At 41.7% G+C, this 15132-nt stretch carries 14 protein-coding genes; 11 read left to right on the top strand and 3 right to left on the bottom strand.

Going from position 1 to position 15132, the window contains the following annotated elements:
- The first annotated feature begins 75 nt into the window (after window positions 1-75).
- The 9 genes from JMX82_RS10285 (at window position 76) to JMX82_RS10245 (ending at window position 9659) form a co-directional block, all read left to right on the top strand.
- Window positions 76-1596, top strand: a complete 1521-nt coding sequence (locus tag JMX82_RS10285; protein ID WP_193008674.1) for a catalase — start codon at window positions 76-78, stop codon at window positions 1594-1596.
- A 270-nt stretch (window positions 1597-1866) separates the two neighbouring features.
- Complete coding sequence (gene htpG, locus JMX82_RS10280) at window positions 1867-3882, top strand: molecular chaperone HtpG (protein ID WP_227676619.1); 2016 nt, start codon at window positions 1867-1869, stop codon at window positions 3880-3882.
- A gap of 346 nt (window positions 3883-4228) precedes the next feature.
- Window positions 4229-5710 carry a C13 family peptidase gene (locus JMX82_RS10275; RefSeq protein ID WP_201540463.1) on the top strand — a complete coding sequence of 494 codons (1482 nt, stop codon included), beginning with the start codon at window positions 4229-4231 and terminating at the stop codon, window positions 5708-5710.
- Between the two features lie 228 nt (window positions 5711-5938).
- A complete protein-coding gene (gene fghA, locus JMX82_RS10270) occupies window positions 5939-6829 on the top strand; it encodes an S-formylglutathione hydrolase (protein WP_201540462.1) in 891 nt (296 codons plus the stop codon).
- Between the two features lie 318 nt (window positions 6830-7147).
- A complete protein-coding gene (locus tag JMX82_RS14430) occupies window positions 7148-7429 on the top strand; it encodes a TIGR03643 family protein (protein ID WP_413786771.1) in 282 nt (93 codons plus the stop codon).
- A 110-nt stretch (window positions 7430-7539) separates the two neighbouring features.
- Window positions 7540-8232, top strand: a complete 693-nt coding sequence (rpe, locus tag JMX82_RS10260) for a ribulose-phosphate 3-epimerase (protein ID WP_060491744.1) — start codon at window positions 7540-7542, stop codon at window positions 8230-8232.
- A 120-nt stretch (window positions 8233-8352) separates the two neighbouring features.
- Window positions 8353-8730 carry a hypothetical protein gene (locus JMX82_RS10255; RefSeq protein WP_227676610.1) on the top strand — a complete coding sequence of 126 codons (378 nt, stop codon included), beginning with the start codon at window positions 8353-8355 and terminating at the stop codon, window positions 8728-8730.
- Between the two features lie 120 nt (window positions 8731-8850).
- On the top strand, window positions 8851-9162 hold the full coding sequence (locus tag JMX82_RS10250; RefSeq protein ID WP_045444243.1) for a hypothetical protein: 312 nt from the start codon (window positions 8851-8853) through the stop codon (window positions 9160-9162).
- 185 nt (window positions 9163-9347) lie between these two features.
- Window positions 9348-9659, top strand: a complete 312-nt coding sequence (locus JMX82_RS10245) for a hypothetical protein (RefSeq protein ID WP_045444246.1) — start codon at window positions 9348-9350, stop codon at window positions 9657-9659.
- Window positions 9660-9823: 164 nt separating this feature from the next.
- Here the strand turns inward: JMX82_RS10245 and rpmG are convergent, their stop codons facing one another.
- Both rpmG and rpmB read right to left on the bottom strand, forming a co-directional pair.
- On the bottom strand, window positions 9824-9979 hold the full coding sequence (gene rpmG, locus JMX82_RS10240) for a 50S ribosomal protein L33 (protein ID WP_045444249.1): 156 nt from the start codon (window positions 9977-9979) through the stop codon (window positions 9824-9826).
- A 133-nt stretch (window positions 9980-10112) separates the two neighbouring features.
- Window positions 10113-10349 carry a 50S ribosomal protein L28 gene (gene rpmB / locus JMX82_RS10235; RefSeq protein ID WP_010201401.1) on the bottom strand — a complete coding sequence of 79 codons (237 nt, stop codon included), beginning with the start codon at window positions 10347-10349 and terminating at the stop codon, window positions 10113-10115.
- A gap of 485 nt (window positions 10350-10834) precedes the next feature.
- Here rpmB and JMX82_RS10230 point away from each other — a divergent pair, with 485 nt between their 5' ends.
- Together JMX82_RS10230 and purU are read left to right on the top strand one after the other, a co-directional pair.
- On the top strand, window positions 10835-12922 hold the full coding sequence (locus tag JMX82_RS10230; RefSeq protein ID WP_201540460.1) for a hypothetical protein: 2088 nt from the start codon (window positions 10835-10837) through the stop codon (window positions 12920-12922).
- A gap of 192 nt (window positions 12923-13114) precedes the next feature.
- Window positions 13115-14044: a formyltetrahydrofolate deformylase gene (gene purU / locus JMX82_RS10225; protein WP_227676607.1), complete on the top strand. Its 930-nt coding sequence runs from the start codon at window positions 13115-13117 to the stop codon at window positions 14042-14044.
- A gap of 122 nt (window positions 14045-14166) precedes the next feature.
- Here the strand turns inward: purU and JMX82_RS10220 are convergent, their stop codons facing one another.
- Window positions 14167-14958 carry an inner membrane protein YpjD gene (locus JMX82_RS10220; protein WP_055124689.1) on the bottom strand — a complete coding sequence of 264 codons (792 nt, stop codon included), beginning with the start codon at window positions 14956-14958 and terminating at the stop codon, window positions 14167-14169.
- Between the last annotated feature and the right edge of the window lie 174 nt (window positions 14959-15132).

Here is a 15132-nt window from a genome sequence, read left to right as displayed (position 1 = left end):
TCAGAATAGGTTTTGTACTTTAATCCATTTGCTATTCACAGGAGTATGACTATGAGCAACGACATAAACAACGATATGAGCGATAAAAAATGTCCTTACGCACCGACCCAATTGACCATGGGCAATGGCGCACCAGTGGCAGACAATCAAAACAGCATGACTGCAGGCAAACGCGGCCCATTATTGGCGCAAGATGTTTGGCTCAATGAAAAGTTAGGAAATTTCGTCCGTGAAGTGATTCCAGAGCGCCGTATGCATGCCAAAGGTTCTGGCGCATTTGGTACTTTTACCGTGACCAATGACATCACTAAATATACCCGTGCGGATATTTTTAGCGAAGTGGGTAAGCAGACTGAGATGTTTGCGCGCTTTAGTACCGTAGCAGGTGAGCGCGGCGCAGCTGATGCCGAGCGTGACATTCGCGGATTTGCTTTGAAATTCTACACCGAAGAAGGTAACTGGGATATGGTGGGAAATAATACACCTGTGTTCTTTTTACGTGATCCGCGCAAATTCCCAGACCTAAACAAAGCCGTCAAACGTGATCCACGTACCAATATGCGTTCGGCGACCAACAACTGGGACTTTTGGACTTTATTACCTGAAGCCTTACATCAAGTTACTATCGTTATGAGTGATCGCGGTCTGCCAGCCTCGTACAGAAATATGCATGGTTTTGGCTCGCACACGTATAGTTTTTGGAACGAAGCCAAAGAACGTTTTTGGGTAAAATTCCATTTCCGTACGCAACAAGGCATTAAGAACTTGACCGATGCAGAAGCGGCAGAGGTGGTTGGTTCTGATCGTGAGAGTCATCAAAAAGACTTGTACGATGCCATCGAAAATGGTGATTTTCCTAAATGGAAAATGTATGTGCAAATCATGCCAGAAGCTGAGGCGGATACCGTTCCTTATCATCCGTTTGACTTGACCAAAGTATGGCCAAAAGGGGATTATCCGCTGATTGAAGTGGGTGAGTTTGAATTAAATAAAAACTCTGACAACTACTTTGTTGATGTGGAACAAGCTGCATTTGCCCCAAGTAATTTGGTACCGGGTATCAGCGTTTCACCAGATAAAATGCTACAAAACCGCTTGGTTAACTATGCCGATGCTCAGCGTTATCGTGTCGGTGTCAATCATCAACAGATTCCGGTAAATAAGCCGCGTTGCCCTGTGATGAGCAATCATCGTGATGGTCAAGGCCGTGTCGATGATAACTATGGCAGTCGCCCGCATTATGAACCAAACAGCTTTAGCCAGTGGCAAGAGCAGCCTGATTATGCTGAGCCACCATTAAAAATTGACGGCTATGCGGCGCATTATGACTTCCGTGAAGACGATAGCGATTATTTTAGCCAACCTCGCGCATTGTTTAATTTGATGAGTGCTGAGCAACAACAAGTGCTATTCGAAAACACAGCGAATAATATGGCTGGTGTGCCGGACTTTATTCAGTATCGCCACATTCGCAACTGTAACTGGTGTGATGCTGCTTATGGCGCAGGCGTTGCCAAAGCACTAGGCTTAACGGTTGAAGATGCGATGAATGCTCGTGAGTCAGATCCAGCGCTGCATTTGCCTAGCTGCTTATAGTTGATAGGTCTATCTAAAAACGTATTACTAAATCTATTTGCTGAATATACTTGCTAAACCTATTATCGATATAACGACACCGCCTTAGGAAACTAGGGCGGTGTTTTTGTTGAATTGTGCTTTTCAGCTTGAAATTTTCTGCTGCGCCCCTATTAGTATAAACAGCTTAGCGATATTCGAAATTGAACTGCTTAATTTGTAGCTGAGTAGAGACAGTCAAATGATTGCTATTTTATGATACGTTTTTGACATAAATTAAAGGAGTTTTTTATGAGTGAACAGACCCCAGTTGATAACCAAAAAGTTGATAGCATCAATGTTAATAAAAGCACCCCTGAATTAAAAAAACATACCTTTGAGGCGGAAGTGGCGCAACTGCTGCATTTGGTCACGCATTCGCTTTATTCTAATTCTGATATCTTTGTGCGTGAGCTGGTTTCAAACGCCTCTGATGCTTGTGATAAATTGCGCTTTGAAGCGACCAATGATGACAGCCTTTATGAAGACGATGGTGAGCTAAAAATTCGCATTGCGGTCGATGAAGAGGCCAAAACCATTACCTTTACCGACAACGGTATTGGCATGAATGAAGCCGATGCCATCGAAAACTTAGGCACAATTGCCAAGTCCGGTACCAAAGCATTTTTAGACAAGCTGTCTGAATCACAAAAGCAAGATGGTCAATTAATCGGACAGTTTGGGGTTGGCTTCTATTCAGGTTTTATCGTTGCTGACACGATTAGCGTCGAAACACGCAAAGCGGGCGAGACTGCGGATAAAGGTGTACGCTGGGTATCAGATGGTACCGGTAGCTTTACGGTTGAACCTATCACGAAAGAAACTCGTGGCACCGTCATTACTTTGCATTTAAAAGAGCAATATAGTGAGGGTGAAGACAGCTATTTAGACCGTGGCAAAATTAAGCAGTTGGTTAATAAATACTCAGACCATATCAGCTTACCGATTCAGATGCGTAAAGAAGTTTGGCAAGAAGATGTCAAAGAAGAGGGCGACGATTCTGAAGAAAACAGCGCTCCAACCAGCGGCGAGATGGTATTGACCGATGAATGGGAAACTATCAATAAAGCCAGCGCGCTATGGACACGTACGGCATCTGAGATTGAAGATGAAGAGTATATCGATTTTTATAAAAATATCACCTATGACATGGATGCGCCACTAGCATGGACGCATAACCGTGTCGAAGGTCGTGTTCAGTATACTCAGCTATTGTATATTCCGAAAAAAGCCCCTGTCGATTTGTATACTCGTGACCAGCAGCATGGTCTAAAGCTATACGTGAAGCGCGTCTTTATTATGGATGAAGCTGAGCAATTATTGCCAATGTACCTGCGTTTCGTCAAAGGGGTCATTGATTCAGCAGACTTGCCATTGAACGTGAGCCGCGAGCTATTACAAGAGTCGCGTGATGTGAAGTCTATTCGTGATGGTAACGCCCGTCGCATTTTGACTTTGCTAGCCAGTCTTGCCAACAGTGAAGACAGTGATAAGCAAGAAAAATTCGCGCAGTTCTACGCTGAATTTGGTGATGTTATCAAAGAAGGCGTTGGCGAAGACATGGGCAATCAAGAACGTATTGCCAAATTGCTCCGCTATGCGACCAGTACTCAGGATAGTGTGACGACCAGCTTTGAAGACTATAAAGCGCGTATGAAAGAGGGTCAAAAAGCCATCTATTATCTAACGGCTGACAATCTAGCAGCTGCTAAAAATAGCCCACAACTTGAGCTGTTTAAAAAGAAAGGTATCGAAGTTATTTTGATGACTAGTCGTGTTGATGAGTGGGCGATGAACTTCTTGACCTCATTTGATGAGACACCGCTACAAAACATCGCTAAAGGTGCCGTTGATTTGGGCGATTTGCAAGACGAAGCCGAAAAAGCGGAAGCTGAAAAAGCGCAAGAAACCATGAAGCCAGTCGTTGATAAACTTAAAGCGGCGTTAGGCGAACGTGCCAAAGACGTTAAAGTATCAACGCGTTTGGTTGATAGTCCTGCCTGCTTGGTCGTTGGGGAAGGTGAGCTATCACCACAAATGATTCAGATGCTTAAGCAAATGGGTCAAGATGTGCCAGAAAGCAAGCCAACATTAGAGGTCAACCCTGATCATCCATTGATTAAAAAGTTAGAGATTAGCGAGCAATCTGACGTCGATTTTGATAAATTGGCGCAAGTAATTTTTGACCAAGCATTGCTAGCAGATGGCGGTCAATTAGATGATCCAGCCGCTTATCTAAAACGTGTGAATGAGCTTTTGATGAGATAGTAGTGAGTCTCTGATACAGTCATTATTGAGATAAAAGGAGGTCTTGGATTCAAGACCTCCTTTTTTATATGTTCTTAGCCAAATTTAAGCGAATTTTACAAATCAGCCTTATCCTCTTGACCGACAATCCGTTACAATCGCGTTATATTAGCGAGCTAAACTGTTTAGTCATATTTTTAGTCTTTGCTATTCGTCTCTTAAAATTATCTCATTGTGAATTGCATGTAATCTTGATGTCTATATGCTATATAAAAAATGTGAATTAATGACATTTCGTAGGTAGCTGCCACACCAAAAATCATCATCAACTCACTTTCTTTTCTCGACTGGCTAGAGGTTTAAGTCTTTGTCACTTGCGTCGTTAAAAACCGTATCGCTTCAGCGTTTTTCGCTCAATTTCGCTGCCAATATTATTGCAACCTTGTGGATGCTAGTAGGGTCGACGCGCGCGTTTTCTTGGGTAAAACCTACCTTTATCCAGTTTGCCGTATTTGCACTCTTAGCGCTCGGTAGCAACGTGCTTTTTTCTTGGTTGGCCGCGGAAAATGGCAGTATCTTTAATGAGCAAGGGTTGGTCAGCTACTTGATTTGGCCGATGATAATTTTATTGGGCGGCATTATTTTGGCACGGCGTTCTGGCAATCAAACGTTGGTGTTTGTGCCTGTGGTATTGTGGTTAGTGGCTGATACCTTATCTGCACTATTACAAAGTTTGGTGCAGTTTTTAGGCAGTTATGGTTGGTTGCCAGATTGGAGCTATTCACTTTTACCCATACTGTTTTTGGTGCTGTTTTTATGGCAGACGTTGGCATTATTATGGATTTTTTCTCGTCGTCTACGCATACCGTGGTGGGAGCGGGTCATTGTATTGGTAGGTGCAGTCGCACTGTTGACGATTTGGCAGCGTAATGTCGCGGACCAGCCTATATTTAAGCAGATTCCGGTAGAGCCTGTTTTAGCAGAAGCAGCATTATATGAGCAACCTCGTTTGTTACAGCAAGCATTAAATAGTATCGATCCTAGCACTTCGGGCAAGACCGACTGGTATTTTATGGGTGTGGCAGGCTTCTCTGGTCAAGATGTCTTTCGCTCTGAGATTAATAAAGTGCGTGAGCTGTTCGATGTGCGTTTTGGTACTAGTGGACATTCACTCTCGTTGATCAACAATACTTATAGTTGGCTTGATGAGCCAATCGCTACCAAAACCAGCATTCTGCGTGGATTAAAGAAAATTGGTCAGCAGATGAATGCCGATGAAGATGTGTTATTCCTAACCTTGTCTTCACACGGCAACGAAAATATCATTCAATTAGCAAATCCACCATTAGCAATGGAGAATCTAGATGCCGCATGGTTACGGGAGGCGCTAGACGCTTCAGGTATTCGCTGGCGGGTGATTGTGGTATCTGCTTGCTATTCAGGCTCATTTATCGATGAATTGGCCTCCCCAACCACGGTGGTGATTACCGCATCAGCGGCGGATAAGGCATCGTTTGGCTGTACCAATACTGCTGAGATGACCTATTTTGGGCAAGCGTTTTTTGCTGAAAGCCTGCGTGGCAATACCAGTTTTGAATCTGCTTTTAAAGCTGCCCGTTTGCGTGTGAATGAGCGTGAAAGTGCGATGGGTTTTGAACCCTCAGAGCCGCAGATGGTGATTGGTAGTCTGATGGAGACTGCTTTGCCAGCATTCGAACAAGTATTGTTTGATAAAACCCGACCACCAGTTGCCAGCATTATTAATGACAGTGATTCTATCGCCATTAATATCGCAGAGGATAGTGCTTCTGGTCAGCCAGTGGCTAATACTGCGATCACTGCCAATTAACAACTAACAATTAACAGTAAACCCGCAACCCAAAAATCACGATGAGCCGTATTAAGCTCGTTCAGTCTAGAATCTGTAATACTGACACTCGCTTTCCTTACTACTTTAATTCTTGTGAATGGTATAATGATTGAGTACTAAGTGAGTTTGGAGAAGTACTAGTATTACTTTACCAATGCTTTTTATAAGTCATCGTGTACTTTACTTTGGATAAAAAGGATATCGCTTATGAACAACTCTTATAAACACAGTTTATCTACCAACTCAAAAATCACGCAGATCAGCGTCAACCGCTGTTTCGATGGTGAGCAGCATTACTATAGCCATCAATCATCATCGACCAAAACACCGATGACCTTTAGCATTTATCTGCCAGATGAAGCGCTTGCTGGTCGCCGTTGTCCAGCGATTCTATATTTATCGGGTCTCACTTGCAATGCTGATAATGTCACCCACAAAGCACATTTTCAACAAAAATGTAGCGAGCTTGGCATGATACTTATCGCGCCTGATACATCACCTCGAAGTAGTGATGACAGCGATGTGCCAAACGACGACCGCTATTTTGTCGGTCAGGGTGCCAGCTATTATGTCGATGCGACGCAAACACCTTGGTCAGAGCATTTTAATATGCAAAGCTACATCGTTGATGAGTTATATGACTTGTTACGCTCAGAATTTCCTATTGATAGTATCGGCGTGACAGGGCATTCGATGGGCGGTCACGGAGCATTACTATTAGGCTTTAAGTTTCCAGGCAAGTTTGTGAGTGTCTCAGCTTTATCGCCTGTGTGCGCGGCCAGTGAGTCGGCATGGGGGCAAGCTGCTTATACAGAATACTTCGGCGATGATAAGTCACGATGGGCGCAGGCAGATGCTGCACAGATGATTGAAAAATCAGGGCAGCAGTATGCAAGTATCTTAGTGGATCAAGGCGCGGCTGACAATTTTTTAGCAGAGGGTCAACTACAAACCACTAAATTACAACGCGCTTGTGACAAAGCCAATCAGCCCTTAACCTTGCGTTATCAGGCGGGTCACGATCATAGCTACTACTTTATTCAAACGGTGATTAACGATCATATTGAACATCACTGGCATATGGCACAAATGAGCTAAGTCCAGTATTAGAATGATGATCTGATCGATAAATTGACAGACAGTTACGCTGATTATTTAGTCAAGCGTACTTATTGATATAAAATAGATTCATATAAAATAGAAGTTGGCTGAATATCTGTTAAGCCTCTTTAAAGGTAAGGTTTTATGGTAAGTAATCTGACAGCATTAGTAGCCGATGGTTTGGCTTGTAAGCAGCAAACCGTTCAGTCATCGCTTGCGACCATGCAAGCCGATATGACCGCGGCTCTAAAAAATAATCAGCATGCTGATATTAGTACTGAATCAAATGACAGACAGACACGTTCAGATGAGCTTATCGCAACTGTAGTCAATGAGTCGGGTGATAAAGTGCTAGATGACGCGCACGTCTCACGAGTGATAGAAATGGCGTGGGAGGACAGAACACCGTTTGCGGCGATAGAGCATAGCTATGGTCTCAATGAAGCAGGCGTGATTAAGCTGATGCGCCAAACGCTAAAGCCGTCATCTTTTCGCTTATGGCGTCAGCGTGTCAGTAATCGCACGACCAAACATCAAGCTAAGCGAGGCTTCGATGTCGGTCGTGCTTATTGCAAAACCCAGTATAAGCAGCGCTAGTGGTTTGAGTTCTTAATATTATTGCTTTAAAGGCTCAGTTTTTTAAGCCAGTCCTTAGTTTCTTTTTATTTTATTCGTATTTTATTTCAACAGAATCAGGTAGCTCAACTATGATTATTCCTTCTAAACCTTATCTTATTGCCCCATCAATACTCTCAGCTGATTTTGCACGTCTAGGTGAAGAAGTTGAAAGGGTGTTGGAATCAGGTGCTGATGTGATTCATTTTGATGTAATGGACAACCATTATGTACCCAATCTCACCTTTGGCAGTATGATTTGTAAGGCGCTACGTGATTATGGGATTGATGCACCAATCGATGTGCATTTGATGGTCTCGCCAGTTGACGGCATGATTGAGCAGTTTTTGGAAGCAGGTGCGAGTGTTATCACTTTTCATCCAGAAGCCAGTGGGCATATTGATCGCTCTTTACAACTGATCAAAGATGGCGGTGCTGAATGTGGTTTAGTATTGAATCCAGCAACGCCATTACATTATTTAGACTATGTGATGGACAAGGTAGATCAAATTTTATTGATGAGCGTCAACCCAGGTTTTGGCGGTCAGTCATTTATTGAAGGGACGTTAGAAAAAGTGCGCCAAGTCCGTCAGCGCATCATCACCAGTGGTCGTGATATCAGATTAGAAGTAGATGGCGGTATCAAAGCCAGTAATATCCGAGCCATTGCCGAAGCGGGTGCTGATATGTTTGTGGCAGGGTCGGCGATCTTTAGCCAAGATGACTATAAAGTGGCTATTGATGCTATGCGTGCTGAGCTGGCTTTGGCTAATGGTAACGAATAACCACGGTCTTATGTGACTGGTAAATACGTTCATCAGTCATTTTCGTCATAAAAGAATAGTAGCAAAATGTGCTGTATAACGGATAACGATGCATAATGGCAAGTTACGTAAAGGTGAAATATGGACACAAAAAACTCAATCAATTCGTCAGAATCACCTGAGTCAGAGCAAAGCACTGAGCAGCCAATTCAGAATGAGACACAGCAACGCAGCTTGGTGCCAAAGGGTATTACTATTGGCTTGGCTGTATTTGCCTTGGTTCTAAGTCTGGCGGGTTATGGCTTTCGGCTAATGGTGGGTGATGATACTGGTGAAGTATTACGTCATGCTGCGGTCATTGTGCCTGCATTTATGCTGGGCATTCCCCTGTTTTTTTGGCTAGGTTCGAAGATACTTAACAAAGTTAAAGGCATGCATATAGAGAGCTGGAATGCCATTAGCTTGGGTTATTTAACCTCTTGTATATCGATGCTTTGGTTAATGGGTACTTACAGTTAGAGTCTTATGAGCAGAGATAAAGCTGTTTAGTAAATAGTGCACTGCAATATTTATGATAGGCTGTTTTTATACAATTTTTAATTATTAAGTCACGCGCTGCAAGCGTGACTGGAATTTTACATGAGAATCATACCGACCAAGATTGCCAATATCATCTATCCAAAAGACCTACCCAATGGCTTATTCACGAGCTTAATTATCGCCTGTTTGCTGCTAGGGCTGGCATCATTACGTAACGGTACTGATTTACAAGGCTGGCTCAATGTCATCGAAAACTGGCTGCTTATGCTGTTGATATTTCCGACCGCCACCGCCACTGTAGCCTTACCGTTTAAATATCGAGATCCGACATTAGAGTTAAAGCTTATGTACTATCTCGGTATGTTTGTTGCCTTCTTATTTACTGTGGCAAAATTACGCTACTGGCGCTAATACTATCAGTGATAGCACACCCAAAAAGCCTTTATGTAGAAGACTTATGTGACAAGCCTTGAATTTCAAGACCAAAGCGTCCATTGTATGACTAAGATAGTTTTACCCGTATTACTGTAAAACAATAATGTTGCGACGCGTGATTTTTCTTGCAAGTATTAGACGGGACAATGAGGAAGCAATTCATGCCATACGATATCGATAATGATATAGAAGTAGATAACGAAAGTACGGATCAATTTGCAGGATTTGCCAAAGAGACTACCCTTGAGTTGGTAGAGGCAGAAGATGGTCGCTTATTGTTACGTGACGCGGAACAAGACGAAGCGCCGCTGATGACCATTGATTTTTCTGAAAAGCTGAAAGAGCTGCTCGGTAGTGACACCCAAGCAATAGGTCAGCATATGATTCATGCCGCGATTCAGGTGATTATGCAAAAGCAGATGAGCCAATGGCATGCGCATGTTTATGACAAAGAGCCGACGCACTATAGTTAGTGATGAGATGAGTTGCTGTTAGGATGGCCAGTAGTCGTTAATTAAAATAATAATCATGAAAAGTAGTAAGCATAAAAAAGGGTATATCAATTGATATACCCTTTTTCTCAAATAACTTATTTATAGAAAGTATATATGAAAATATATTCTATAAATTATAGCAATTATTTGATTTTAGCTTCTTTAAACATCACGTGCTGGCGAATTTTTGGATCGAATTTCTTCATTTCCATTTTGCCAGGCATAGTGCGTTTGTTTTTAGTAGTGGTGTAGTAATACCCAGTACCAGCTGTTGATACTAATTTAATTTTATCTCTCATGATAGCTTTCCTGTAAATGAGGGGTCTTCAAACGATAGGTACGGATATAAAATATTAAGTAGCTACATAAGATGCAGCAGAAAAGCAGCTTAAATGACGAAAATTATCGAGATATTAAGCTGCCAGTCTTAACTTATACTTTTTGACCTTGTGCGCGCATATCTGCTAACACTTTATCGATACCAAGTTTGTCAATAGTGCGCATACCTTTGGTAGACACACGTAGACGTACAAAACGATTTTCAGACTCTACCCAAAAACGATGGTTATGAAGGTTTGGTAGAAAGCGACGACGGGTTTTGTTGTTTGCGTGCGAAACATTATTACCCACCATAGGGCGCTTTCCAGTCACTTGGCAAACTCGAGACATGGCGAACTCCTAATCTATGAGGTATGAGTTTTTCTCATACCAGTCTGGGCAAGTTGCACGTTTTTGCGGCATGGACACAGCAAGCGGCAGCTTTGCACCAAACAAAACTATATGAATGTTGAGTTGATATTGCTGTTATCTAAAGGCAAATAACAAGCTTACCAATTCAGAAAATTTTAAAGCCGACATTTATACCATAAAAGTGATGAATACTCAAATATTTTTATGATTATTGTCGATCTAAAGGATGGCTATTATACCCTGAAATTCACTGGCTATGTTGTTGATTATTTAATAGTAAAAATTAATTTTTAGTTGTAAGTTATGACAAAAGTCAGTAAAGTTGCTGTTATATATTTAATACAATCTGTTAATACAACGGGTGTTAATGTAAATCTATGTATCATTACCAATCTATTATGATTCTGTGTAATGATTTTCGCTTATTTGCTCGAATAAATTACTGCTGACGCGGAGTCCAAAACATGTCATATAGCTCATTACCTTTTACCTCTAAATTATTTCAGCTTACGGCGTTATCAATATCACTAACTCTAGCTGGATGTGGTGGTGGTGACGGTGATACTGTAGATTCTGTTGCACCTGCACCTGATTTGGGTGTAGAGCAGCCGGGTACGGGTACGGGTGATGGTGGTATAGGCAATGGTGATATTGGAAATGTGCTGAAGATCAGCCCTATGTCACTATTAGACGCTAATGGTAATCTAACTCGTACTCTTTCAATGTCAGGCGCAACTGCAAAAGCAACTGTTACCGATGCTCAAGGGAATGGAGTTAGTGGAGCTTTAGTTACCTTCAATGGTGAAGGCGTTAAGTTTGGAACAACTAACGGCGCAGTATTGACTAATGCTGAAGGAGTTGCAACAACTTCTGTAGTGCCATTATCCCCTAATGACACTGGTAGCTATAGTTTATCTGCCACAGCTAAATATGAGGATATGACTGATACTACTGCTGAATATAACTACTCTTTACAAGCTGTTGATATTAGTTTAATTAATTTAAAAACAGGGGAAACAGTTTTAGAGTCAGGTGCATCAACCGTAGTTACTTTACAGACAAAAGATATTAGTACTGGCAAATTTCAGAATGATGTTACTGTAAATTTTTCAGCCACCTGTGGTTCATTTGATCCTGCCAGTGTTGTTTCCTCAAATCAGGGCAATGTTACTGCAACTTATAAGGCAATAGATAGTAATGGTAATTTATGTGAAGATAAACAAACCATTACTGCAGTAACAGCGAATAATACATCTTCTTCTCAAAGTGTTGAAGTTAATATTAAAGCTATAAAGGCTAGTAATATTATATACACCACCAGCGAATCAGTGGTACTAGGTGCAAAAGATAGTGGTTCTTCATCTTCTGGTCAGATTGAATTTACAGTGTACTCTAACGGTGTGCCAGCAGCTAACCAAGAAGTAATACTTGATTTGATTAAATCGCCAGTCGATTTTAATTTTATTTCACTAGGTAATAGAGATTCCGATACCTTATACAGCGACTCATCAGGAAAGGTTACTGTAAACCTATATCCAGGTAACATTCCTGGACCAGTAGAGATTCAAGCCACACTAAAAGCAGATGAGACTATCTCTGCTTCCGCTAAGAATATAGCCGTTGCTACAGGTAGACCTACGCAGAAAGGCATTACTCTAGCACTTGAAAAAAATGTTCTAGCTGATAACGCTATTGATACTTCAGGTGTTTCAGTTTATTTGACTGATCGTCAAGGCAACTTTGTTCCCGATGGTACAGTGGTTAGTTTTGTGGCTGAGGGTGGTACAATTACTCCAAATTGCGCAACAGTTGGAGGAAATTGTTCTGTAACATTTACTTCGCAGAATCCGAGACCTGCAAATGGTCGAGTTAGTGTAATTGCATACGTAGAAGGTGATAAAGCGTATTCAGATTTGAATGGGGATAACGTTTATACGGCAGGCATAGATAGTCTGTTAGATAATATTGGTAATTTCTTTCGTGATGACAATGAGGATCTGAAATATAATCCCGGTGAATTTGTTTACAAAAGAGGAGCGCTCCCACAGGATGCTAAACAAGCCTCTTGTGCTGCAAGTACTCTATCTCAACCTAACCTACCAAATTTTGTACTTGAAAATATGAGTACTCCGACTGTATGTGATAATGCATTGGCAACAGTATTACGTAAACAAATTATCATGGGTTTCGCTAATGATACGCCGACCTTCTACAATTATAAAATAATACCAGGTGCTGTATCTTTTGAGATGTATGGTAATAACGTCAGAACTGTATCTATGCCATCTGGAACAGCTTTAAGTCTTACGGCTAAGGATAATACAGAGAATGATGTTAGTTGTGAGCCAGAAATTAGCAGTGGTAATATAACAGTACCTAAACTTGTAAATCTAAATCGGGTAGATGGTACTACAAATCAAAACTTCTTTGAAGGTAGTAACGATATTCTATACACAGTGTCAACTTCTGGCTGCGCAAGTGGTGACAGTATTAAGTTATCAGTTACGACACCAGCGCCAACTTCAAAAACAACCACAGTACAAATTTTTTAAAAGTTAGTTTATATATTTTATAATGTAAGCCCCCAACCACGCGTTGGGGGTTTTTGTATTTATAATCTCAATAACGAAATACAACCAACTCAATCAGCAAAGTTAGGTAAAAGCGATTAGAATAGTCGGTTTCCTATGCTAATGACCGTATTGAAAGTCAGTAGCAAGTTTCATTTTTTGATTGGGCGCACTATGTCAGACACTGTAACGATTACTTCAGCAAAAAACTCATCTCATAAACTATCTAATAACCTGCCTAACAAGACGACAATCGATACTGCCACGCTATTGATTAAATGCCGTGACCAAGCCGGTATCGTGCAAGCGGTATCTGAGTTTATTCATCGCTATGGCGCTAATATTATCACTCTCGATCAGTATTCAACTGCTCATGAGGGTGGTCAATATTTTATGCGTTTAGAGTTTGCTTTGGCAGGATTGAGCGAGATCATTGAGAATTTTGAAGCCAGTTTTGCGCATACGGTAGCCAAGCGCCATAACATGGCTTGGCGTTTACATGATAATGCGATTAAGACGAAAGTTGGTATTTTAGTATCAAAGTTTGATCATGCATTGTTGGATTTATTATGGCGGCATCAGCGAGGTTTACTTGATTGCGAGATTACCTCTGTCGTTAGTAATCACGAAGACTTACGCCAATCGGTAGAGAACTTCGGTATTACTTTCCATCATGTGCCAGTGACCAAAGACAATAAATCAGAGGCAGAAGAGCAAATTCATGAGTTGATGGAAGGTAATGATTTGCTAGTGTTGGCGCGTTATATGCAGATATTGTCGTCAGATTTTGTCAAGCGTTGGCCGATGCAAGTTATTAATATTCACCATTCATTTTTGCCTGCATTTGTGGGGGCTGACCCTTATCGTCAGGCTTATGATAAAGGTGTGAAACTCATCGGCGCTACCGCGCATTACGTCACCGCTGAGCTTGATCAAGGCCCTATCATTGAGCAAGATGTACACCGAGTCACTCACCGTCAAGGTGTGACCGAGCTGCGCGCTATTGGTCGTGATATCGAGCGCAATGTCTTAGCACGCGCCGTGAACTGGCATGTACAAAACCGCGTGATTGTAGCGGGTAATAAAACCGTGGTTTTTAATTAGCCTTTAATTAGAGCGATTTCAAATTGAGAAGTGCTCGTTAACAGAAGGTTAAAAAAGCCGTGAGTATTATTCATTAATACTCACGGCTTTTTTCTGGACCTATTGCTATTGCAGCGCTGATTTTATATCAGCATCTCTAACACAAACTTGCTGCCCACAAAGCCAATGGCTAATAGGATAAAAGCATAGATAGTCATATTGGCGGCACGTTTGCCCCGCCATCCAGCACGCCAATTACCGACTAGTAGCGCCCCAAACAATAACCAAGACAGCAGGCTAAATACGGTCTTATGCACAATATGCTGCGCCATCAAATCCTCTACATAGATAAAGCCAATGCCCAATGCGATACTTAGTAGGACAAAACCGACCAATAGCATATCGAATAATAGACTCTCCATACTTTGTAGTGACGGTAGTTTATTCACCCAAAAACGATGAATAGAGTGGTGCTTGAGTTCGCGTATTTGTAGGCGCAAAAATAGCGCTTGCACCGCTGCCATCAGCAGCACACAATAGGCGGCAAGTGACAGTAATATATGAGCTTCAAGCCCAATACTGATATTTGTAATAGGTTGATAAGGCGCACGGCCAATATAGCCAATTGTCAACCCTACCAATGCTGTTGGCGCTGCCAGTATGCCCAGACTAACAATGGGGCGATACAAGCAAAATAAAAAATAGAAGAACAAAAAGAACAAGCTGATTAGGCTGATGATATTAAAAAGATTAAAGTTTAGCCCGTAAAGTGTCACAACATAAGGATAAAGTAGCGCCGCATGCGCGAGCATGCCGACCATCAATAATCCCAAACTGATGCCTTTATGGATAGGCTTATCCCGAGTCAGCGCCCAACTAAGGTAAGCGCTGACTAAGATATAGGCTAGGCTAGCAAGTAAGAATGCAAAGTGCACAGATAGAATGCCTCATCTCATACTGAGCGTAAAATAGCCGCTCAATTTAATGCTAAAGTGGTATTATCGGAATGATTAGAATAATCGTCCAATTTATCATAAAATGGGTGCCAATTGAGCACCAACTTGCTTATTCCTTATAAATGCTTGGCCAAGTTTGCTTGAATAAGCGCT

This window comes from Psychrobacter sp. 1044, from assembly GCF_904846525.1.
In the GTDB taxonomy this organism is placed as follows: domain Bacteria; phylum Pseudomonadota; class Gammaproteobacteria; order Pseudomonadales; family Moraxellaceae; genus Psychrobacter.
The sequence above is the reverse complement of the archived record's forward strand: the minus strand, read 5'-3'. Positions and strand labels throughout refer to the sequence as shown.